The organism is Infirmifilum lucidum, from assembly GCF_014876775.1.
GTDB classification, from domain to species: Archaea; Thermoproteota; Thermoprotei; order Thermofilales; family Thermofilaceae; genus Thermofilum; species Thermofilum lucidum.
The window spans coordinates 1,250,361-1,270,188 of sequence record NZ_CP062310.1; the positions used below are offsets into that span (position 1 = coordinate 1,250,361).

Sequence of the window (19,828 nt, forward strand, 5' to 3'; positions counted from 1 at the left end):
TCTGGTGCGCAGATATGCAGCTCAAAGTCGTAATCCTCCCGTATGAAAGTGCGCACTACACAGTTGTCCTGGATCAGACTGTAGCTAAAAAGCTCGATCTGAAGCCCAACGATAGGGTTAGAGTGTTTTCGGGCTCCCGGGAGATAATCGCCACCGTGACTATAGCGAAAGACTTCCCCCAGGACTCTGTCGGGATCTATACGAACGCTTCGAGGATTCTACAAGTAAACGAGGGAGAAGCCGTACACGTTGAGCCCACAGAGCCTCCAAAGTCCCTAGACGTTATCCGGAAAAAGCTTGTGAGAGGGAAAATCACGTTCGAAGAGGCAATGCAGCTAATGCGCGACATCGTTGGGGGTCTTTTGAGTGAAGTCGAGCTGGCAGCGCTTGTCACGGCGATACACTTCCAAGGTCTCTCGATAGACGAGGCGTACAACCTTACAGTGGCGATGGTGGAGACGGGGAGGAGGCTCTCACTTAATAGACCTACAATTCTCGACAAACACAGCCTCGGCGGTGTCCCGGGAGACAAGACAAGCCTCCTAGTGGTTCCCATAATAGCCTCTCTCGGCTTCACTATACCCAAGACATCCTCCAGGGCTATAACTTCTCCTGCGGGTACGGCAGATAGGATGGAGGCTATTGCTCCCGTAAACCTGCCTCTTGAGGAGATGACACGCGTCATAGAGAAGACAAATGGGTGCATTGTTTGGGGTGGGGCATTGAACCTGGCACCGGCAGACGACATTATAATAAGGGTGGAGTACCCACTAGGTATCGACCCATTCTTCGTGCCATCAATACTAGCTAAAAAACTAGCCGTGGGGTCAACTCACGTAGTCTTGGACGTGCCCACGGGCCGGGGAACCAAGGCCCGCACTCTCGAAGAGGCGCGTAGGATAGCACACGACTTTATAGAACTCGGCTCAATGCTAGGAATAAAGATACAGGCTGTCTCGACTTATGCCGAGGAGCCCGTAGGTTACGCCGTGGGCCCAGCCCTAGAAGCTAGGGAAGCGTTACAGGCGCTAAACTCGCTGAAACCACTCGACCTGGTAGACAAGGCTGTGAGTCTAGCTGGAACATTGCTCGAAATGATCGGGATACAGAACGGATTCGACGTTGCCTTCGAGGCTCTCAGGACTGGGAAGGCTGAGAAGAAGTTTAGACAAATCATAGAAGCCCAAGGTGGGAACCCAGGGATAAAGCCCGACGACATTCCCTTGGGAGAAAAGACTCTTACCGTGTACGCTGAGGAGGACGGTTTCGTCTACTATATTGACAATCCTACAATAGCTCTAATAGGTAAGACTGCAGGCGCACCTATAGACAAGGGCGCTGGAGTTTTACTCCACGTAAAGATAGGGGATAAGGTTAAAGCAGGAGACCCCCTCTTCACAGTCTACTCGTACAGTTCTGTAAAGATACAGGCTGTTGAGAAGATTGTTGAAACTCTGCGAGCAGTGGGTATCGGCAAGATTGCAGGCAGGAAAATGATGCTTGAAAAAATAACCTTTGTACCCTCGAGGCCTCTGCTAGAGAGATGAAACGCCACGCATCAAGTTTTTTAGCTACGTGTTCTCTCTTAAACTAGTGTGAGTAGTGTGAGCGAGTTCATAAAGCTATTTGCAAATAACCTCACAAACTGGGTGGAGGCTCAGAAGACATTCCTAGACTCTGCAAAGTCAATAGAACAGGAGCTCGAGGGGGCAGACAGGCTGGAGCTCATACTAGCAACGCGAGCGGCTTTTGCGCACATGATAAAAACTATTGAGGCCTTCGATAAATGGCTACAGGATCCTTTCATAATAGGTCACATGCCGCGCGAAATGCTTGTGGACATACAGCATAATGTTTGGGATATCCTCAAGAAACTCTTGGAGCTCGACATCAAGCACACATCGGAGTTTCGCGATATGCTACTCAAGCTAGCAGAAAGCGGAAAGCTTAACCCTATACTTTTTGCTCCGAGAGAGGAAACGAGGCGCGAAGACCGCTTCCACATAAGTTACTAGTTCAGTTCAACAGTTAAGGTGTAGCGCTTGAACTTAAGGGAAACAGTGAACGTTCTGAGGGCAAATAATCTCGTGGCTGAAATAGATGAACCTCTATCGGCACACTATGAAATACCATGGCTAGTATCCCGTCTCTCGGAGAAGAGTATAAAGGCCCTGCTGTTCAGCAGGATTGAGGGAAAAGAGTTTCCGCTTGTAACCAATGTCTACTACGGCAAGTCTCACGTAGTATTTAGAGAAGACGTAGACGGCCTCCGCGAGAAATTCAGAAGACTAGTATCCCTGCTCTCAGGTGTGCCTCTAGACTCGGCGTCTAAGCTCAGCAAGCTGGCTTCCCTGGCATTGTTGTCGGATGTTTTCCCCAAAGTACAGGAGTCCACTAAGGGTTTCCTTCAGTATACAGCTTTTGACATAAACCTACTGGAACTGCCTGCATTAAGACACCATACGCTAGAGGAATACCCTGTCATAAAGAACCCCGTGATTATACTACAGGATCCCAGGACAAAAGTCTCAGAGGTATTCTCACAACCTGTACAAGTAGTCGACGAGAAAGCTCTACTCGTGCATGTGCCTCGCCGTACTAGGGCCTATAGCTTGATTGAGGAAGCAGCGCGACACGGAGGATCTCTCAGCGTCGCGGTTGCAATTGGGTCACCGCCGCACTTGCAGCTTGCGGCAAGCATCAATTGGGTTCCCTGGATAGACAAATACCTACTTGCAGGGGCTCTGGCAGGCACGCCGCTCAACCTAGTAAGGCTTGAGAACGGCATATATGCTCCGGCTGAAGCAGAAATAATACTTGCGGGCGAACTAGTGCCAGGAGACGTTAGGCCTGAGGGTAAAATGCTGTTCGAAGACATGCGACTGTATGGCGGCTCTCCAATGCCAGTTATAAGAGTGAAGGCGCTACTAGCCAAGCCTTCGGCATTCTTCTACACATCCATAACAAGCCCCGTGAGAAGCGACATAGCCGAGTTGAAGAGGATCGAAGAAAAACTAGTCCTAGAGCTCGTTCAGTTACACATACCTGGCGTCACCTGGATAAAGTTCCTCGGTATCGATGCGTACCGTACACTACTAGTTGCCTTAGAAGAGCCGCGGCAAACATCCGCATTCGAGATTGGCAGCCTCCTGCTCTCGCTTAACATAGCCCCCTACATAGACACAGTGATAGTGTTGAAAGAGGGGCGTGAAATACAAGGGCTAGAAGATGACAACCTGGTGAAATATCTAATAACGAGCCTGCGGCACGACAAGATTCTAGCCTTAAGTACTCCCTCCCCTGATGACACCCTGAGGAGCGAGAGAAATACCCGGGTCATAGTGGATGCAACTAACCTGGATTTCAAGGACTACGTGAAGGACTATATTGAGGGTATTGAGGAGCCTGAGAAACTTAGGGAGTTATACGAGAAAATTTCTCGAGAACTTCGGGATGCGTAGTCCTCACATACCTGCATATCTCACACAGCACTTCTTCTCGCCTAATCTTGTTCTCTAGAAGCAACCTCGCAACCTCTTTGACTTTGCCCTCTAACTCCGGCACACTCGTAGCAGGCCACGTCCCGCGTTGCCTGTTTATATACCGGCTTATACTAGACTGGCTGACTCCGAGCACGCGAGCTATCTGTAGTTGCGTTAAGCCTAGTTCCTCGTACATGTACTTGACGATTATCCCCCTGATGCTCGGCAAGAGTTTCCTGCTCATAGCCTCGCATGGAGCCTGCATACACGCACCTGAGCGAATATATGACATCGGCAATAAATGCGTTATCTCGCCGTGGCAGATCTTTATATGATCTTTATACAATTTGAATTCTCTGTTTAAAATAGCCTACGGCGAGCAATTGGATAAAAAAATCTCTTTTTGCAAATAATGCTGGATTTTAGCTCATAAAATAAAACAAGAGATTTTGACCGCGTAAAGAATATATATCTCCAATTGGTCAATACACATGGTGAAAAACCAATGTCCCACCAGAAAATAATGGCATACTGCGTCAAGTGCCGCAAACAAGTCGAGATGAAGAACCCACAGCAAGTCACGCTTAAGAACGGCAGGCTCGCCTACAAGGGCACCTGCCCTCACTGCGGCACTACTGTCTACAGGTTTGTGGGCAGAGTTAAGCAGTAGAGCTACAGGAGAAACTCAAGGAATACATCAAAAATATAATGTGTTTTTCTAATTTTTCTGTGATGGTCTAGATGAGCAAAGAACTCACCCCTCTCGAAAAAATGGAGTTACTAATTCCGGGCTTCCGAGGGTACAAACAGAAAGAGTTGTTGAGAGAGGATGACGCGCTCGTCCGTAGGAAGATTTCCTCTATTCTCGACGACGCCCGCGTGAAAGTTGAGAGGCTGATTACCGCGGTGAAGAAGAAGAACATATCCATAGCCCTGAGGCTAGATGATTTAAGGCTCGAGCTAATGAAGGCCTCTCAGATGATAAAGCATGCCAGCTACGGGTACTCTGGACTGTTTGACCGCGCTAAGGTCGAGGAGAGTGAGCTCCAACGCCTCCTAGAGTACGACTACAAGCTTGTATCCGAGGCCTCAAGGATAATGGAAAAAGTGCTCGAGTTGACAACAATAACAGATCCCCAAGAGTTCATGGAGAAACTTAACGCGACAATTGACCTTGTCAGGCAACTCGAAGACGACATCAAAATGCGTGAACAGATCCTGCGGGGCGAGGTGGTTCAGTAATGTCCAAGGGGTCTTTACAGGTCATAAGGTGGGTCAACCCGTCGCCAGACGACATAGTGTGGAGGTACCCTAACGATGACATTCAGCTTGGCTCAGTTGTTATAGTAGAAGAGTACCAGGTGGCCGTATTCTTCAGGGATGGAAAGGCCTATGACGTGCTAGGCCCTGGCAGGCATGTTCTCTCAACCCTCAACATACCGCTACTGTCGAGGGCTTACGGCATCGTCTACTCAGAGACGCCATTCAAGGCAACAATAATTTTCATCAGCACCAAACAGTTCCAAGGGAAGTTTGGAGGGCAGACACAGACGCAGGACTTAGCCCCTCTAAAGTTCTATGGTAGCTTCTGGTTCAGGGTGGCTGACCCCCAGCTCTTTGTAGTTGAAGTCGTCGGAGGGCAGAGGGCGTTCGATACAGAGTCCGTTAACAAGTTTCTGAGAGGGTACTTCTTGGAGAACGCCATGGCCTCGTTGAGCAAGTACAAGCTGGCTGAAGTTTTCTCAAACATAGACAAGGTCACTGCAGAGCTTAAACTCGACCTTCTGGAATCCTTTAGGAGAGTGGGGCTCGAGCTAATAGACGTAAAAATGGAAGGACTAGATACTACGCCAGAGTACCGTGACAGAATTTTCTGGATTACCCAGACAGGGGCGGCTGCAGAAGTCATGCGCATGGATACAGTTAAATCTGTGGCGCAAGAACTCGGAAAATCTCCCGGTGCATCGCTAGGAACAGGCATGGTCATACTACCGCCGCTACTTACACCTACACCTCCCGCACAAGCCCCAGCTACGCCTGCTCAACAAGTCGCAAGTACAGGCTTCCAGGGAGTCCAGTGCCCGAAGTGCGGCACGTTGAACCCGCCGGGTGCTAAGTTCTGCTACAACTGTGGCACACCCCTAACCAAGAAGTGTCCGAAGTGTGGCAGTGACGTGCCGCTCAACGCTAAGTTCTGCCCGTACTGCGGATACCAATTCACGTAGGCGTCACTGATGAAATCCTCCCACCTTATCATCTTAGTCCTCTGGGGGCTGTTCCTAATACTCGTGGGATTAGGCGTAATTAGCGGGTACGACATACTTCCATCTGCTATTTCGATCACAGGCCTCTCTCTAGGAGTTCGGGCCTTCAGTACTCCCTGCGCCTCTGGGAAATGCCCAAAGAGAGGGTTCTTGCTATTCTGGTCACTCCTGTTAATCGAAGCTAGCATAGTCATAGAGATTTGCAGGCTCTACAGCTCTCTGCCCTTATGCCTAGGTGTTTTAGTGATCATGGCGGCTGTATCTGCATACGCTGCGGACAAGAAGTACTCTATACTCTAGACGGGGGTTCTCTGCTTATCTTTACTTCCCCGCCCATTTTCTTGGCCATTGATACGAGGAAACCGAAACATTCTGCTAGTTGCCCCCTGTAGAACCCACCATAGGTCGTCAAATGTATCTCTAGAACAGGCTCCCCGAGTTCAAACCCTCTCGGGTGGCTTTTTACGTAGACTCCCATGTAGCTCCTGGCAGCCCTCTGCACCACCGGCGCAAACTCCGACTCAGGTATGCCTCGTACAATAAACGACGCCTCTAAGAACTCCAAAGCCCTGAAAATCCGCCTTAGGATCGGAAGAACACTACCGGTGAGTATTGCTTCAACCTCCTTCGGAGGGCCGGGCAGGACAAAGAAGTGCGTCCCACGGAAGCTGACGTATACGCCTGGAGCTGTTCCTACGGGGTTCTCGAGAGGGATAGCCCCCAGGGGCAGTAATGCCATTTTAACCCTTTCAGGCGTTAGAGGGAGCCCCCTTGCCTCATACTTTTCTCTTACTAGCTTGAGGGCTTCCTCGTTGAGAACCAAGGGCCTATTTAAGGCTCGGGCAAGGCCTTCGACTGTCTTGTCATCGAACGTCGGTCCCAAGCCACCAGTTGAGACAACAACCTGGACTCGCCGGGAGATGGCGTGCCTAAAGGCCTCTGCTATACTCAAAACATCGTCTCTAACTGTTAGCGCTGCCCTGACGATAAAACCAATTCTTGTCAGCTCCTCAGATATTCTCTGGGCATTAGTATTCAAAACCTTCCCTATGAGCAGCTCGTTACCTATGCTGAGGATCATCGCCTCGTTTAGGATCTGTGGGGGCTCAGCCTCTAGTTTATTCGTCACGCCTTCAGCCGTCTCTTCCTTCATCACGCTCACAGGTAAACTGTAAAGCTTTTAGATTAAAGTTTCCACCCCCTGACGTCCTTTCGCCGTAATACAAACACTCTAATGAAGCCAGCGAACATTATGGACAGCCATATGGGAGAGTAGAAGAAGAAGTACAGAGTAAGCCACAGTGGATTAACTCTATAGCCTATTCTTCTCGAAACAACCCACAAGCTTAAACAGTACAGGAGGAAGTACGGCAAGGTGAAAAACACTTGAGGCGGCAGGAGAGCCATCACGGTCTCGAAAATATAGACTAGTGGGAGGAGAGAGGCGAATAAGCTGAGGGCTAGATGCCACGCTGTAATAATCAAAGCGAGGGCTCCCGGAATGTACGAAAGGAAGACTACTGGGAGAATGACGATCCAGGGGAACATCACTAATATTGCGGCAGCCGACTCGAGTGAGTGCTTGCCGGCGCTCCCTAGAAGGAGAAACATGTATTCTTTGACCCAGAGCCACGCACCAGTAGACCATCTAAGCCTCTGGTTAACCCACTCGAGAATACTTGTGGGAGGGTCTACAATCACGGCCGACTGGTAGAAATACTTGTACCGTAGACCGAGGAAAAAGCTCCTAAAGCCAATATCCATGTCCTCGAGGACACTATTCTTAAATCCCCCCAATTCCTTGAGTGCTGCCCGCCTGAAGGCGAATGCCGCTCCGTTAAGTCCGGCGCAGAGCCCTACTCTTCTGTCGAAAATGTAGCTTGCTACTCCAAACGTTAAATAGTCGTAGTAGACTAGCTTGCCTATAATAGATGATCCTGGGACGAGTTTCTTAATCTCGGCGACATCAGCCTTCTCCATCACCGACTCGAGGCGCTCCAAGAACAGGGGATCCTCTACTCGTACATCGCTGTCCAGGAACAGGATTATTTCGCCACGTGAAAGTGACAAGGCATCATTCAATGCCCTTACCTTCCCCCTTCTAGCCTCGCTAACTGAGAAGACAGCCTTCCCGCTATAAGCCTCAATTATCTTGCGCAACTTCTCGCCGGGCTCGTCCACGCTGACTATTACTTCAAGCGACTTTCGTGCACTAAGTGCTGTGAAAAAATCGAGGAGTTCCTCCAAGTTCTCGGCTTCACGGTGGGCTGTTATTACGACAGACACTAGGGGCATCAACGTATGCCCTCGACTCTGCCGTCACTATAAACTTTCAGAGCAGGTCCCAGTATTGATCCCGCTCTGACGCGAGCATAGGGAGAGACGAATATCCCCAGTTTCTTCTTCTTACCAACCAACCCTTGGAGCGGTAGCTCCCTTACTAGTGTAAAGTCGTCCGGTAGCATACTTAGAACGGTTGTACGGGGCTCGACGACGCTCCTATAACCTATCACGCTGTCCGTGATTAGAGAGAAGCTCCCAACGGTCGAGTATGGTTGCAGAATGCTACGTTTAATCTCTGTATGAGCGCCCACAACTGCGCCCTCCTCTATCGACGTATACTCCCGGACAAAGGCGCCTTTGCCCACGAAAGCCCCCCTACCAATGTAAACGGGCCCCTTTACTACAGCATAGTGGTCAACGGTAGCCCCATTGTCAACAATGACGCACCCCTCAAGTATTGCCGCCGGAGAGACCCGTGCACTGGGGGCCACTACTCTACCGCACCCCCTCTTTGTTAAACTATAAAAGGCGTTGATGAGATCCCACGGGTAATCCACAGCCACCCACTCGCCAGTCCAGAATGCAGCGTAAACTCCGGTTTTCTCGACGAGGCTATTTAAGGCGTCAAAGAATTTAAGCCCCTTTTCTATGAGCGAGAAGAACTCAGAGGGGAGGATAAATACTCCTCCTATGACGTAGCTAGTCTCTTGCCCAGCACCAGTCTCTGCGAGCCTTGCGACTAGGTTCTCTCTGACGAAAGCCACACCATATGCCTGGACGTTTGAACTGGGAACCAGGAGTAAGCTAGGCCTCTCAGATTTTCTGTGCACTTCGAGAACTAACCTAAATGCATCCTCATCCACTATAACATCCCCGTAAACCATCATAAACCACTCATCTCCTTCGAGAGCCTTAGAAGCTGCCAGTAACGCCCCTTCGATGCCAGCTTCTTTTTGAACTTTCACAGAGACGCTCGCAGTATAGCCAGCCTCATTGATGCTCCTTATGATCTCTCCCATTGGGACGTCCTCTGATGTTACAACAATGGCTTTACCTCCAGTAGCACGGATTGCTCTCTCAAGCGAGTACATGAAGAGGGGTCTTCCCATGATGCTCAAGAGGGCTCTAGAGTAACCCTCAGTCAAGGGAAGCATTCGGTTAGTTCTTCCACCAGTTAACACTACTATCTTCATGGCTACTCTACCGTCACGGTTTTAGCGAGATTCCTAGGCTTGTCTGGATCCACTCCTTTTTCAACAGCAGTGTAGTACGCCAGGAGCTGTAGCGGGATTATTTCCAAGATAGGTAAGAGAACTTCGTCCCTTGACGGGATAACGACCTTCTCGTCCAACCTTGCGCCAAGCTCAGAACCCTGTGGTATAATTCCGATAGTGAAAGCCCCTCTAGCTTTCATTTCTTCTATGTTACCAAGCAACTTCTTTTCAAGAGATTTTTCAACAGATACAAAGACAACAGGGAACCCCCGCTCGACGAGAGCTATTGGGCCATGCTTGCTTTCCCCAGCAGGATATCCCTCGGCGTGAACGTAAGCAACCTCCTTCAGCTTCAGGGCACCCTCGAGTGCTATGGGGAGTCCGAGCCCCCTACTCAGGTAGTACGCGCTGCTCTTTGCCGCGATAAGTCTACTCATGCCCTTAGCCCACCCCTCGTACTTCATAATTACCTCCTCGACTAGATCCGGTAGTGCTTTAATACGCTCCCTGGTACTCTTGATGCCCTCCGCGTCAAGCCTGCCGCCTCTCTGCGCTATGAGCAGAGCCAGCCAGGTGAGCGCGGTGAGCTGCGTGGTAAAAGTCTTCGTGGCTGCTACTCCTATTTCGGGACCGGCTTTCATGTACACTGCTTGATCACTCTCCCTGGAGATGACACTCCCGATAACGTTTGTCAGAGAGACGACCTTACACCCCAAAGCCTTAAACGCTCTAAGAGCCATCAAAGTGTCTATTGTCTCGCCGCTCTGGGAAACGGCTAGAAGAACATCTCCACTACTTGCAGAGTGGATGTACGATTCGTACTCACTTGATATGAACGGTATCACTTTCCTCCCTGTAAGCTTCGCTGTGAGGAGAGCAAAGTACATCGAGGCGTGGTAGCTCGTTCCGGCTGCCGTGACAAAAATAGTGTCCCCGCTATGCAACATTTCTGCGCCCATCTCGTAGTCTCTTCCGAACCCGGCTATTGTATCGTTAATCACGCGTGGTTGCTCGTGGATCTCTTTCAGCATGAAGTGGGGGAAGCCCTCCTTGCGGGCCGACTCAGGTGTCCAGTCAACGAAAATAACGCGGCCCTCTGGGCTGATCGCTTCTCCTTTAATGTTCTCGATTACTATCGTGCTTTGTGATGCATATCCGAGCTCGCCATCGTGTATTGGGATAACCTTCCTGGTGTATTCTAGGAATGCTGGGATGTCCGAAGCTAGGAAAACAAGCTTGTCTCCAACTCCAATTACGAGGGGTGAATGCCGCCTAGCGAAGTAAATTCTATCAGGAGTGTCCGAGATTAGAACTGCGAGAGCATAACTACCCTTAAGCCGCAATACTGTTTCCCGGAATGCTGTATACGGTTCATGTCCACGTGCGAGATTGTCCTCGATCAAGTGTGCTATTACTTCGGTGTCAGTCTGGCTTCTAAAGCTATGCCCCCTCCTCACGAGTTCCTCCTTCAACTCTATGTAGTTCTCGATGATGCCGTTGTGAACCACGGCCACGCGGCCTCTACAGTCAGTGTGCGGGTGCGCGTTCTCGTCTGTTGGAGGCCCATGGGTTGCCCACCTAGTGTGGCCTATACCTACATCTCCCTCCAGGCAGGAGAAACAGAGCCTTGCATCGACCTCGTCGATTTTCCCCGCACCCTTCAACACTCTAATCTTCCCACTTGACAGGGTAGCCACGCCAACACTGTCGTAACCCCTATACTCTAGCTTCCGTAGGCACTCGCCTAGAATCTGACCGGCTTTAATCCCGTTGCCTATGACCCCTACAATCCCGCACACAGGAGTCTTTCCTAGTAGAGGTTAATAAGCTGTGCGTATAGCATTTGTCGTACTACCGAATCACTTGGCATTTTACTTAGTTGTCTTGAAACCACAGAACAAGCAGTGTTTTTACGGCTGGGAGGAGATGGAGGAAATAACAATGGAGGAGTTCCTCAAAAGAGTTGCCGGCAAGAGGATAAGGGTAAAACAGGTAGTTGCCCCACCACCGGGTGTAGTCATAGAATCAATGGGGAACCTCTACCTCGTAAAAGTAAAATAACTCCTAAAAAGTAGCCTTTTTTAGGCTTAGTTAATGAGGCCACCCTCGTTTGGTCGTGACGTAAAGACCCTGGCTAGAAAGCTGATAATAGGTAGGGACAAGTACTTCTCAGATGATAGTTTCAACAGCGAAGGTAGGAAGGTCTTCGAGGAACTGGCCAGGATGCTTGTCTTCGAGCACCCCTACTACAAGAAGAGGGTGAGGGAGGTTAGACGGAAAGGCGACTTTACCACCTTCATTAAGCTAGCCGAGGTTATTTTGGGAGAGGAGGAGGTCAAGACGCTACTCTCCACTACTATGAACCAGCCGTACGATGAGCGCCGCTCTAGTCCTTGAGAGTCCCTATTTTGTCGCTAAGTCTATCCTTACAATACCCTCGAGATCAAAGTAGAAGACTCTTGCATCCTTGAAGCTGATGTACTTGGACTGCCCATCGCTCATAACGGTGTACGTCAAGAAAATCTTGCAGGGGGCCTCAGTAATCCCCCGTTTCTCAATCTCCTCGATCAATCTACTGGCCGCCTTCTTCCACTCTTCAAGACTCCTATTACGGTCAACCCCCTGTTCTTTTACCAGCCTGGTAAGCGTGGCATAGAATGCCTTGCGGAGGTTGAACATTGCACCCCGGGAGCTGGGACTTATCGGGGACTGAATAGTGTTTTCCAGCGCACTTATCTCTACAACATCCAGGAATAGCCTCAAGTTCCTCCCGAGCTGTTCAACGTAAGTCCGCATAGCTTCAGGGAATCTTCTCTCCTTTATGCCCTCTTCCACTAGTCTCAATACTTGATCGACGCTCTTTACAAGATCCTCCATAACCTCCTCATTTTAAATTTTCACTGCAAGGTTTTTAAACTTTTATCACTTAGAAAAGCACATTTTATCACGATGCTGTTACTTGGCTACGGGAGGCGAGTTCATGAACATGTATGCTAAGGAATAAATGCTGGACAACTCTTACTCTTATGTGACAAGTCCAATCCTGAGAGTTAGCTCTTCTTCGAGCCGCCTCGGGGCCGAGGAAGCCTTCGTCTACCTGGCACGTAGCATGGAGTTAAAGCGCCGTGGCGTCGACGTTGTTTCTTTTGGGATAGGCCAGCCCGACTTCCAGCCACCACCGCATATCATAGCGTACGCAAAGGAGGCGATGGACGCGGGCTTCAACGGCTATGGTCCCAGCCTGGGGATGCCCGAGTTAAGGGAGGCTGTCGCAGAATTTCTCAACGAGAAGTACAGACTAGATATTAGGCCGGATGAGGTAGCGATAACTGCTGGTGCAAAGGCCGCGGTTTTCATTGGAATGTTGGCTCTCCTAGAACCCGGAGACGAGGTGATAATTCCCGACCCCTCTTACCCTCTCTACGAATCCGTAGCAAACTTTATCGGCGCAAGGGTAAAGTTCTTCAGGCTCCACAAGGGGAACAACTATAAGATAAAATTCGAAGACATAGAAAGGCTCGTAGCTGATAAGACGCGGATGGTCGTTATAAACTACCCTGAAAACCCAGTAGGCTCCACGATGGACAGAAGAGACGTAGAATCGCTAGTAGAGCTCGCCTACGAGAGGAAATTCGTGGTGCTGTCAGACGAGATCTACGACCACTTTGTCTACGAAGGGCACCACCACTCGACACTGCAAACCGACTACTGGAGGGACGTAGTCTACTATGTGAACGGCTTTTCCAAGACATTCGGGATGACGGGGTGGAGGCTCGGGTACGTCGTAGCGAACAGGGAGCTTGTCTCCAAGCTCTCAGTTATCGCCAACAACATGTACTCCTGTCCCGTAACCTTTGCCCAGATAGCAGCTGCGAAGGCTTTGAGAGACGGGCTCGAGTGGTTTAAGCCTATACTGGAGCAATACAGGCGTAGACGTGACCTCATATACAGCAAACTACTGTCAATAAAAGGCGTGGAGGTTGTTAAGCCTGAGGGAGCGTTCTACATCTTCCCGGATTTCTCGAAAGTTATAAGGGCGAAGGGGATGAAGAACGAGAGAGAGCTGGCAGACAGGCTTCTAGAGGAAAGAGGAGTTGTAGTCCTCCCGGGTACAGCCTTCCCCAAGGAAGCCGGTGCGGGTCACCTGAGATTTTCGTTTGCGGTTAGAGAGGAGGATATAGAGAAAGGAGTCCAGAGGATAAGATCCTGGATTGAGGGATAAAAATTTATCTAATCTAGGTTTTTTCTTAAGTAGATTAGCTTGAACGGAAATGTAGTGAAGATCTCGTTATGCGGGCCCGGAGGAGTTGGGAAAACTAGTCTAGCACGCGTTTTCTCGGGAAACCCATTCAACGCAAGCGAGAGACTGACTGTAGGCATTCAGCACTTCTTTAGGAAGATGCGGTTCAGCGACGGTAGCGAGGTTAGTGTAGCAGTGTGGGATCTAGGCGGAGAGCACAGATTCCGCTTTCTGGCTCCTGCTTTTCTTAGGGGTGCCAAGGGTATAATTTACGTGTATGACATAACACGCGAAGAAACCTTTGAGGAGATAGATGACTGGCGCAGGATAGCGGAGCAAGTGCTAGGCCCTACGCCCTCCGTCTTAGTCGGAAACAAGAAAGATTTGGAAGAGTACAGGATGGTTCAAAGAGAGGTTGCAGAAGAGTATGCCAGAACACATAACTTCATAGGCTATTTCGAAGTTTCAGCCAAACAGATGATAGAAGTCGAAAAGCCTTTTCTAGAACTCATAAAAGTTATTTTATCGAAGAGGTAGGACGTATGAGCAAAGCTGAAATTGTGAGGATAGCAAAGATCAAGTGTCCGCGATGTGGAAGTGAGTTCTCTGTAAATATTTCCACAAATGTGCTGGAAGAAGCAAAGATTAATCCCCTCGGGCTAGCTGGCGTAGCGGTACCCCACTCTGACCACGTTTTAGTTGTATACTTCGACAGGAACGGCGACGAAAGAGGAATTAGAGTGTTCTCAATCCTCCAGGCTCCTGAGAGGGGTATATTCGAGGTAAACATACCTGAAGGCGACGTGAAGGGACTACGCAACATAGCAGGCTTCATCATAGAATCGAGGAAACTCAATCTTAGGCTAAAGTACTCGACGCGTATGACATCTACGGCAATAAAGGTGTCTGCCTCGGATACTACCCTCGAGGTGGATTTTCAGAGAGACATAGGCTACCACCACGTCAAAGCATGGCTCGAGCTCTTAGTAGACGTCTTCGAGAACTCATATTCCACGCTTCCCGCAGACTACATTAACACTATTCGAGTATTTGACGTAATAGTCGAGGAGAGTCCTTTCACTTACGCTAAGCAGATTTTCTGGCTTGTCGCAAACGCTTCGACAATTACTATAAGGCCCCGCTTGCCAGAGTCCTTACTCGTCAGGAAGTATAGGCCAACAATTCTTTACGAGAAGTATAACGGCAACTTCGTATCGCGTGCAGTAGACTCCGTAGGCTTGAGAGTAAGCGAAGTCCTAGGTACAGAAATGCCTCAAATCCTCTACTCGTACGCAGAAACATTGCTGTCACTGTACAGGAGGGGCGTTATTGACTTGGTGATCGAGTAATGTCCGAAGAAGCGGTATACGATGCACTCGTGCTCGTCTTACCAGAAGCCTATCGGGCACTTCAAGAGGCAGGGCACCCGAAAACAGCGAACTTCGATAATCTAAAGCGAGACCTCCCGTTTCTCGTTGCAACGGCTAATGAGAGGCTGAAGGGTATGGGAATAAGCGTGGACGACTCGCAACTTCAAGAGTTCTTTAGGTACAGTATTACGGCTCTCATCAGATCCTACAGGGACGGCGACTGGCGCCCGTATGTTTTTATGAACGAGCTCTTCTACGAGGTTCTACCAGTTAAGAGGGCTCTAGAGTGGGTGCTCAATACGGCCCCGCTCCCCCCTTCTCCAAACATCGGCGAAATAAACAATGTTACGCCGCTAGTGCTCGCTAGAGTGGCGAGCAGGGTAGGTGGGAGACAAGTATTGATGCTTGAGAGAGCAAACCTCGAAAACACACTATTCAGGGAGATAACAGACGAGTATGTACGCCGCTACTCCATGAATCTAACTCTAGTTTCTCTAGAAAATGCCCAGGAAGTAGACAAACTCAGGGAATCTCTTGACATGTTTTTCGCCGGATCCCTTGGAGGCTGGAAGCTAGGGTGGCGGAGCATAGTATCACTTGCCATGCTTCTGCTAAAACGAAGGGGGATACTCGCACTACTCCTACCCCTGAATAGCCGTGAGGGCTTAAAGACTCTCCTAGGCCTGTTTGACGTTCCCGAATACCCAAGTCTAGACCAAGTCGCAGGAGATCTGCAGAAGTCGCGTTTCACGAACATAAGGGTTAACAGGGAGAGGGGCTTTGCTGCCGTGGTAGCAGTCAAGAGGTAGGCCTGCATGAAGGTCATCTACGTCCCGGAGCCCCTACGTGCGCCGGTCTCCATGCTCTATATATCGGATGAAGATATACCCCTAGCATACCTGGATGAAGATCTGAGGCCGGTAAAGTGCTATGCTCCAGACAAGACCTCTACACGTTGCCCGGAGGAATTCAAACTTGAGCCCAGTGAAACTGTAGTAGTAGGAGGGGCCTCGGGGGAGGTCATTGCCTCCTACCTCAATGCACGGTATGTAGACGAGAGAGTAGTGAAGATGAGTAAAACGTACGTCCCCGGGAAAACCGAGTCTATAATCGAGGCCGTACGCGAGGCCCTCGAAGGGCACTACAGAGAGCCTGTAGTAGAGGAGTCCATACTTGCCGTCCTCCCTGGAAACTTACTTCGCAGAAGAAGCTGGGGTGCGGCTCTCATAGCGAAACCCGCGAACTTAAAACCGGAACTTGTAGCCGAAATACTCTTCGACAATAATTTCAGAACCTTGGAAGAAAGAGTAGTTAACCTGGAGGAGCTTAGGCGCTTTGATTACTGGTGGCAGCCACCGTGGGAGAATGTTTTTGCACACGGGAAGAGCATGAGGAGGCTTATCGAACTCATTTCAGAGCGCCCTGTAGAAAAAATCCCTAAGAGTATACTACCCAAGGAGGTGTCCGATGTCTCGCTTCTAGTCGAAAGCCTTGCTTCCTATGCATCGGAACACGAGTTTGATATCTCTGGTAGGAGGAGCCTTAGAAAAGTCGTCGTTTACATCGATGAGAACCTTATTAGACCTTCAAGGGGGTTCATTGGAGTAGTCGTGATAAAGAACGCTCAAAGGAAAGTTTTCGCACGGTGGTACTTCGACGAAAAATTCCAGTTGAAGGGGTTCGATAACGCTCCACCAGAAGCTGTGACAGGCATAGACGCTGAGGTAGCCGTCGGCAGAGTCCCCCGCGAAGTGCAAGTACGCCTATCGGAAGCTCTCGCCGCCTACCTGGTGAAAACAGCTCTTTACGCTCCTGTTAGGATAGTAGACTACCTGGCAGTTAAGGTGCACAGGTGGTATGAAATCGCGGCAGTGTAGGGGTTAGCGGAGTCCCTTGAGGAATCTGTAGATCCTCGTGTAATCTTCTTCGCCAAGCCTCCCGCTCTGAGAAGCTATTAGGAGGGTCTGTGCCATTGTCGCAATGTGCGGTAGGGGGAAGCCCTTCTCTGACCCGGAGGACAGGGCATAACTCATGTCTTTAGCCGCGAGGCGGAGCTTGAAGCTTACCGGGTAATTCTCTGCTAGGAGTCTACTGCCATATCTCTCTATAATAGGTCTGATCCACAGCTCGCTTGCCACATCAAGGAACTTTTGAGGCGTAACACCCCAAGCCTCGACAAGTACTAATGCCTCGGCGAGGCCTATCATAGCTGAAAAGTAGATACTGTTCAAGGCAAGCTTTACTGCTGAGGCCTCCTCTGCGCTATTCACATAAAATACCTTCTTGAACAAACTTTCTTGGTATCCCTTTATCTCATCGAGGACCTCCCTATCTCCTCCCGCTATACCCACAAGCTCGCCGCGTAATGCGTCGGCGGGGCCGCCCATTACTGGGAGTGCTATGTACGAGAGCTTTCTTTCGCGCGCTGACAGGTACATCTTACCGGAGTGCATTGGCGTGACCGTCGAGTGGTTAAGTACGACTGCCCCCTCACTAGCATGCTTGAAAGCCTCTACTAGAACCGTCTCCGAAGCATTATCGTCAGAGACCATTACCGAGATTACTCTTGCCCCTTCAACTGCGCGAGGCAAATCTTCTACTACTTTCACTCCATACAACTCGAGAGGCTTTGCTTTGCTATAAGTTCTGTTCCAGGCCACCACGGTGAAGCCTCTCTCGGCGAGGCGCCTCGCCATATTGAAGCCCATAAGTCCTGTTCCTAGGAAGGCGACTTTTTGCATGGCAATCTTCTAGAATCTATGGACAACTATTTAAGTCTCTTCTTCCAGGTTCAGGTAGGTGGAGGTTCTTGGAGCCGCTGGAGGCGCTAGAACTCGTAGAGAGGAAACTACAAGAGAAAGGGTACTCGACTAAGCGCGTCATCGAGGAGGGCGAGTACGTGCTGGAAGTAGTTTCGGGCGTGAAAAGAGCAAAGATACGTTTCCATGAGGAAGGGGGGAGGCTCGTGGAGCTAAGGCTAAGATATGAAGGCATCCCTGGGCTCACCATACTCAAGTGCGAGAAATTTGACAGATACATCTCATGCATCGAGGAACTCATAGCGAGGCTCTAGCAACCAAGGCTAGACATTTTTAACCAGCACTGGTATCGTGGTTGCAATGAAATTGAAGCACATTCTCCTAGTGCTCGTATTCCTTTTACTCGTATACGAGCTCGTAGAATTTTACGTCATCTTCTCTGTGGAGCCCGCATTCGTAGAGGTTTCGAGAATCAACATGACAGGCCGTGGAAACTACTTCACCGAAGTCAGGCTATACTTCCCTAATACGTACTTCCTCCCCGTGAGGGTTAGCAAGGTTGTAGTCACTGTAAATTGCTCGAACGGGGTGCTGCTCCGCGGAGAACTAAGTAGTGTAACTTTAATGCCTCGGACAACGAGTATCTTGCACCTGAACTCGTCGACGCCAGAGCCTCCTAGAGGGGCTTGCAAAGTGACCTACAGTTGGGTTCCTGATCCGCTCATAACCCACCTTGTTGGGCTACACTTGCTTAATTTCACGAGAGTAACAGAGATGCAGACAGAATACGAGAAGCAACCTTTCCTGTGGGCGGGGTGGCAGAGCCTAGACGTCAGGTTAGGAGATTGTGTGTACTTTCAAGTATACACCTATCCACCGTCTACGTACAAGGCCGATGTCCTTGCAGACTACCTATCCTTACCAAACGTTCCTATTTACTCTGTAGCTGGATACGGATCTGGGCTTCATGAGTTTTGCCCAAAGGAACCGTCTTCGTTCAGGCTAAAGGGCTACTATATCGTTGTGACGGCAAATGGAAGGACATGGACTCAAGCCGATAGTTACCCGCCGAGGTTAAAGGTCTCCCCATAGTAGATCTTTCTCATCAAAGTTTTAAGAACAGCGAGAGTGAAGCTAGTGTGCTCTACATAGTGTTCACGACCGGTAAGTGTAACTTGAAATGCAGCTACTGTGGCGGGAGCTTTCCGCAGCACAAAGTACCGTGGAGCATTCAATACCGCGCCGAAGACATTAAAAACGTGGTAGAGCGGGATCCTGATGCCACGGTCGCGTTCTACGGCGGAGAACCTCTCCTCAATGCAGAGTATATAAAGTGGTTTATGGACAACGTTAAGGCGAGGCGTTTCGTAATACAAACAAACGGAACCCTGTACCACCTCCTACCTGACAGCTACTGGCTGAGGTTCGAAACGGTGCTTCTATCCATCGACGGAAGGCCGGAAGTGACAGACAAGCACAGGGGTTGGGGAGTGTACAGGAAAGTTTTGGAGGCCGCGGGGCACCTCAGGAGTATTGGCTTCAGGGGAGACTTGGTAGCCCGTATGACCGTGACCGAGGACTCAGACATATATGAAGACGTCAAGCACCTACTTGAATTGAGGCTCTTCGACCACGTGCACTGGCAACTCGACGTCGTGTGGAGCGACAGGTGGAGAAATTTCGAGAAATGGAGAGACGAGAGCTATATACCAGGCTTGAGAAAGCTCATGAGGTTGTGGATCGCGGAAATTAGAAGCGGCAAAGTCCTAGGAATAGCACCCTTCAAGGCAATAGCCTCCCAGGCGATCTTCGGAGACGTGTACACAGCTCCACCTTGTGGGTCTGGCGTGAACTCTGTGTCTATACTAACAAATGGGAGAGTAAAGGCTTGCCCAATAGCCGTTGAAGAGGCATGGGCAGATCTCGGAGACATAGCGAGAGGGCTCAGGCTCAAAGCCAACTGGATTAGACAGCCGTGCACTCAATGCTCCTACTTCAGGTACTGCGGGGGGCGTTGCCTTTACGCGTACATGGAGAGATACTGGGGAGACAAAGGCTTCCAAGAGATCTGTAAAGCGTCAAAAGAGCTCGTGAAACTTGTACTCTCGGCAACTCCCCTGATAATCGACATGCTTGACAGGGGCGTCATAAAGAAAAACGACTTGCTTTACCCCACCTTTAATAACACCGTTGAAGTTATCCCGTGAAAAATATAC

Annotated in this window: 24 protein-coding genes; 17 read left to right on the forward strand and 7 right to left on the reverse strand. The window is 49.9% G+C overall.

Features of this window, described 5'->3' with window-relative positions:
• Positions 1–14: 14 nt before the first annotated feature.
• From IG193_RS07085 to IG193_RS07095, 3 genes are read left to right on the forward strand one after another with little or no spacing between them, the layout of a single operon-like run.
• On the forward strand, positions 15–1,547 hold the full coding sequence (locus IG193_RS07085; protein ID WP_192818485.1) for an AMP phosphorylase: 1,533 nt from the start codon (positions 15–17) through the stop codon (positions 1,545–1,547).
• 48 nt (positions 1,548–1,595) lie between these two features.
• Entirely contained in the window at positions 1,596–2,015 is a 420-nt protein-coding gene (locus IG193_RS07090; protein ID WP_225876068.1) for a DUF2153 family protein, read from the forward strand.
• 27 nt (positions 2,016–2,042) lie between these two features.
• A complete protein-coding gene (locus IG193_RS07095) occupies positions 2,043–3,461 on the forward strand; it encodes a UbiD family decarboxylase (protein ID WP_192818486.1) in 1,419 nt (472 codons plus the stop codon).
• Here IG193_RS07095 and IG193_RS07100 read toward each other — a convergent pair.
• Positions 3,415–3,747, reverse strand: coding sequence for a transcriptional regulator (locus IG193_RS07100; RefSeq protein ID WP_192818487.1), 333 nt, complete (start codon positions 3,745–3,747; stop codon positions 3,415–3,417). The genes IG193_RS07095 and IG193_RS07100 overlap by 47 nt on opposite strands.
• A 240-nt stretch (positions 3,748–3,987) precedes the next feature.
• On the opposite strand from IG193_RS07100, the gene IG193_RS07105 reads away from it, so the two are divergent.
• The 4 genes from IG193_RS07105 to IG193_RS07120 all read left to right on the forward strand — a co-directional run bounded on the left by IG193_RS07105 (position 3,988) and on the right by IG193_RS07120 (position 6,046).
• Complete coding sequence (locus tag IG193_RS07105) at positions 3,988–4,152, forward strand: DUF5679 domain-containing protein (protein ID WP_192818488.1); 165 nt, start codon at positions 3,988–3,990, stop codon at positions 4,150–4,152.
• Positions 4,153–4,223: 71 nt separating this feature from the next.
• A complete protein-coding gene (locus IG193_RS07110; RefSeq protein ID WP_192818489.1) occupies positions 4,224–4,724 on the forward strand; it encodes a hypothetical protein in 501 nt (166 codons plus the stop codon).
• On the forward strand, positions 4,724–5,707 hold the full coding sequence (locus tag IG193_RS07115) for an SPFH domain-containing protein (RefSeq protein ID WP_192818490.1): 984 nt from the start codon (positions 4,724–4,726) through the stop codon (positions 5,705–5,707). Before IG193_RS07110 ends, IG193_RS07115 begins: the two co-directional genes overlap by 1 nt.
• 9 nt (positions 5,708–5,716) lie before the next feature.
• Positions 5,717–6,046: a hypothetical protein gene (locus IG193_RS07120; RefSeq protein WP_192818491.1), complete on the forward strand. Its 330-nt coding sequence runs from the start codon at positions 5,717–5,719 to the stop codon at positions 6,044–6,046.
• On the opposite strand, the gene IG193_RS07125 is transcribed toward IG193_RS07120, so the two are convergent.
• The 4 genes from IG193_RS07125 to glmS are packed head-to-tail and all read right to left on the reverse strand — an operon-like array spanning position 6,036 to position 11,042.
• On the reverse strand, positions 6,036–6,899 hold the full coding sequence (locus tag IG193_RS07125; protein WP_192818492.1) for a nicotinamide mononucleotide deamidase-related protein: 864 nt from the start codon (positions 6,897–6,899) through the stop codon (positions 6,036–6,038). The genes IG193_RS07120 and IG193_RS07125 overlap by 11 nt on opposite strands.
• A gap of 32 nt (positions 6,900–6,931) precedes the next feature.
• A complete protein-coding gene (locus IG193_RS07130; RefSeq protein WP_192818493.1) occupies positions 6,932–8,041 on the reverse strand; it encodes a glycosyltransferase in 1,110 nt (369 codons plus the stop codon).
• Entirely contained in the window at positions 8,041–9,222 is a 1,182-nt protein-coding gene (locus tag IG193_RS07135; RefSeq protein ID WP_192818494.1) for a sugar phosphate nucleotidyltransferase, read from the reverse strand. The genes IG193_RS07130 and IG193_RS07135 overlap by 1 nt, the downstream gene beginning before the upstream one ends.
• 2 nt (positions 9,223–9,224) lie before the next feature.
• Entirely contained in the window at positions 9,225–11,042 is a 1,818-nt protein-coding gene (gene glmS / locus IG193_RS07140) for a glutamine--fructose-6-phosphate transaminase (isomerizing) (protein ID WP_192818495.1), read from the reverse strand.
• A 31-nt stretch (positions 11,043–11,073) separates the two neighbouring features.
• Between glmS and IG193_RS07145 the strand changes: the two genes are divergently transcribed.
• Entirely contained in the window at positions 11,074–11,304 is a 231-nt protein-coding gene (locus IG193_RS07145; RefSeq protein ID WP_192818496.1) for a hypothetical protein, read from the forward strand.
• 33 nt (positions 11,305–11,337) lie between these two features.
• Positions 11,338–11,640 carry a hypothetical protein gene (locus tag IG193_RS07150; protein WP_192818497.1) on the forward strand — a complete coding sequence of 101 codons (303 nt, stop codon included), beginning with the start codon at positions 11,338–11,340 and terminating at the stop codon, positions 11,638–11,640.
• 6 nt (positions 11,641–11,646) lie between these two features.
• Here IG193_RS07150 and IG193_RS07155 read toward each other — a convergent pair whose 3' ends face one another.
• Positions 11,647–12,120, reverse strand: coding sequence for a hypothetical protein (locus IG193_RS07155; RefSeq protein ID WP_192818498.1), 474 nt, complete (start codon positions 12,118–12,120; stop codon positions 11,647–11,649).
• Positions 12,121–12,271: 151 nt separating this feature from the next.
• Between IG193_RS07155 and IG193_RS07160 the strand changes: the two genes are divergently transcribed.
• From IG193_RS07160 to IG193_RS07180, 5 genes are read left to right on the forward strand one after another with little or no spacing between them, the layout of a single operon-like run.
• Positions 12,272–13,465 (forward strand): pyridoxal phosphate-dependent aminotransferase, encoded by a 1,194-nt coding sequence (locus IG193_RS07160; protein WP_225876069.1) that lies wholly within the window; start codon positions 12,272–12,274, stop codon positions 13,463–13,465.
• A gap of 39 nt (positions 13,466–13,504) precedes the next feature.
• Positions 13,505–14,020 (forward strand): Rab family GTPase, encoded by a 516-nt coding sequence (locus IG193_RS07165; protein WP_192818500.1) that lies wholly within the window; start codon positions 13,505–13,507, stop codon positions 14,018–14,020.
• A gap of 5 nt (positions 14,021–14,025) precedes the next feature.
• Positions 14,026–14,832, forward strand: a complete 807-nt coding sequence (locus IG193_RS07170) for a hypothetical protein (RefSeq protein ID WP_192818501.1) — start codon at positions 14,026–14,028, stop codon at positions 14,830–14,832.
• Entirely contained in the window at positions 14,832–15,662 is an 831-nt protein-coding gene (locus IG193_RS07175; protein WP_192818502.1) for a hypothetical protein, read from the forward strand. Before IG193_RS07170 ends, IG193_RS07175 begins: the two co-directional genes overlap by 1 nt.
• Before the next feature lie 6 nt (positions 15,663–15,668).
• Complete coding sequence (locus IG193_RS07180; protein WP_192818503.1) at positions 15,669–16,730, forward strand: hypothetical protein; 1,062 nt, start codon at positions 15,669–15,671, stop codon at positions 16,728–16,730.
• 3 nt (positions 16,731–16,733) lie between these two features.
• Here the strand turns inward: IG193_RS07180 and IG193_RS07185 are convergent, their stop codons facing one another.
• Positions 16,734–17,594: an NAD(P)-dependent oxidoreductase gene (locus IG193_RS07185; RefSeq protein WP_192818504.1), complete on the reverse strand. Its 861-nt coding sequence runs from the start codon at positions 17,592–17,594 to the stop codon at positions 16,734–16,736.
• Between the two features lie 68 nt (positions 17,595–17,662).
• On the opposite strand from IG193_RS07185, the gene IG193_RS07190 reads away from it, so the two are divergent.
• The 3 genes from IG193_RS07190 to IG193_RS07200 are packed head-to-tail and all read left to right on the forward strand — an operon-like array spanning position 17,663 to position 19,819.
• Entirely contained in the window at positions 17,663–17,926 is a 264-nt protein-coding gene (locus tag IG193_RS07190; RefSeq protein WP_192818505.1) for a hypothetical protein, read from the forward strand.
• Positions 17,927–17,972: 46 nt separating this feature from the next.
• Complete coding sequence (locus tag IG193_RS07195) at positions 17,973–18,704, forward strand: hypothetical protein (RefSeq protein ID WP_192818506.1); 732 nt, start codon at positions 17,973–17,975, stop codon at positions 18,702–18,704.
• 47 nt (positions 18,705–18,751) lie between these two features.
• Positions 18,752–19,819 (forward strand): TIGR04084 family radical SAM/SPASM domain-containing protein, encoded by a 1,068-nt coding sequence (locus IG193_RS07200; protein ID WP_192818507.1) that lies wholly within the window; start codon positions 18,752–18,754, stop codon positions 19,817–19,819.
• Positions 19,820–19,828: the final 9 nt, after the last annotated feature.

Bases quoted from the DNA above. Each gene is read 5' to 3' on its own strand.
- IG193_RS07085 (WP_192818485.1), top strand. From the start codon at position 15: ATGCAGCTCAAAGTCGTAATCCTCCCGTATGAAAGTGCGCACTACACA.
- IG193_RS07100 (WP_192818487.1), bottom strand. From the start codon at position 3,747: ATGCAGGCTCCATGCGAGGCTATGAGCAGGAAACTCTTGCCGAGCATC.
- IG193_RS07105 (WP_192818488.1), top strand. From the start codon at position 3,988: ATGTCCCACCAGAAAATAATGGCATACTGCGTCAAGTGCCGCAAACAA.
- IG193_RS07110 (WP_192818489.1), top strand. From the start codon at position 4,224: ATGAGCAAAGAACTCACCCCTCTCGAAAAAATGGAGTTACTAATTCCG.
- IG193_RS07115 (WP_192818490.1), top strand. From the start codon at position 4,724: ATGTCCAAGGGGTCTTTACAGGTCATAAGGTGGGTCAACCCGTCGCCA.
- IG193_RS07120 (WP_192818491.1), top strand. From the start codon at position 5,717: ATGAAATCCTCCCACCTTATCATCTTAGTCCTCTGGGGGCTGTTCCTA.
- IG193_RS07125 (WP_192818492.1), bottom strand. From the start codon at position 6,899: ATGAAGGAAGAGACGGCTGAAGGCGTGACGAATAAACTAGAGGCTGAG.
- IG193_RS07130 (WP_192818493.1), bottom strand. From the start codon at position 8,041: ATGCCCCTAGTGTCTGTCGTAATAACAGCCCACCGTGAAGCCGAGAAC.
- IG193_RS07135 (WP_192818494.1), bottom strand. From the start codon at position 9,222: ATGAAGATAGTAGTGTTAACTGGTGGAAGAACTAACCGAATGCTTCCC.
- IG193_RS07150 (WP_192818497.1), top strand. From the start codon at position 11,338: ATGAGGCCACCCTCGTTTGGTCGTGACGTAAAGACCCTGGCTAGAAAG.
- IG193_RS07155 (WP_192818498.1), bottom strand. From the start codon at position 12,120: ATGGAGGATCTTGTAAAGAGCGTCGATCAAGTATTGAGACTAGTGGAA.
- IG193_RS07170 (WP_192818501.1), top strand. From the start codon at position 14,026: ATGAGCAAAGCTGAAATTGTGAGGATAGCAAAGATCAAGTGTCCGCGA.
- IG193_RS07175 (WP_192818502.1), top strand. From the start codon at position 14,832: ATGTCCGAAGAAGCGGTATACGATGCACTCGTGCTCGTCTTACCAGAA.
- IG193_RS07180 (WP_192818503.1), top strand. From the start codon at position 15,669: ATGAAGGTCATCTACGTCCCGGAGCCCCTACGTGCGCCGGTCTCCATG.
- IG193_RS07185 (WP_192818504.1), bottom strand. From the start codon at position 17,594: ATGCAAAAAGTCGCCTTCCTAGGAACAGGACTTATGGGCTTCAATATG.
- IG193_RS07195 (WP_192818506.1), top strand. From the start codon at position 17,973: ATGAAATTGAAGCACATTCTCCTAGTGCTCGTATTCCTTTTACTCGTA.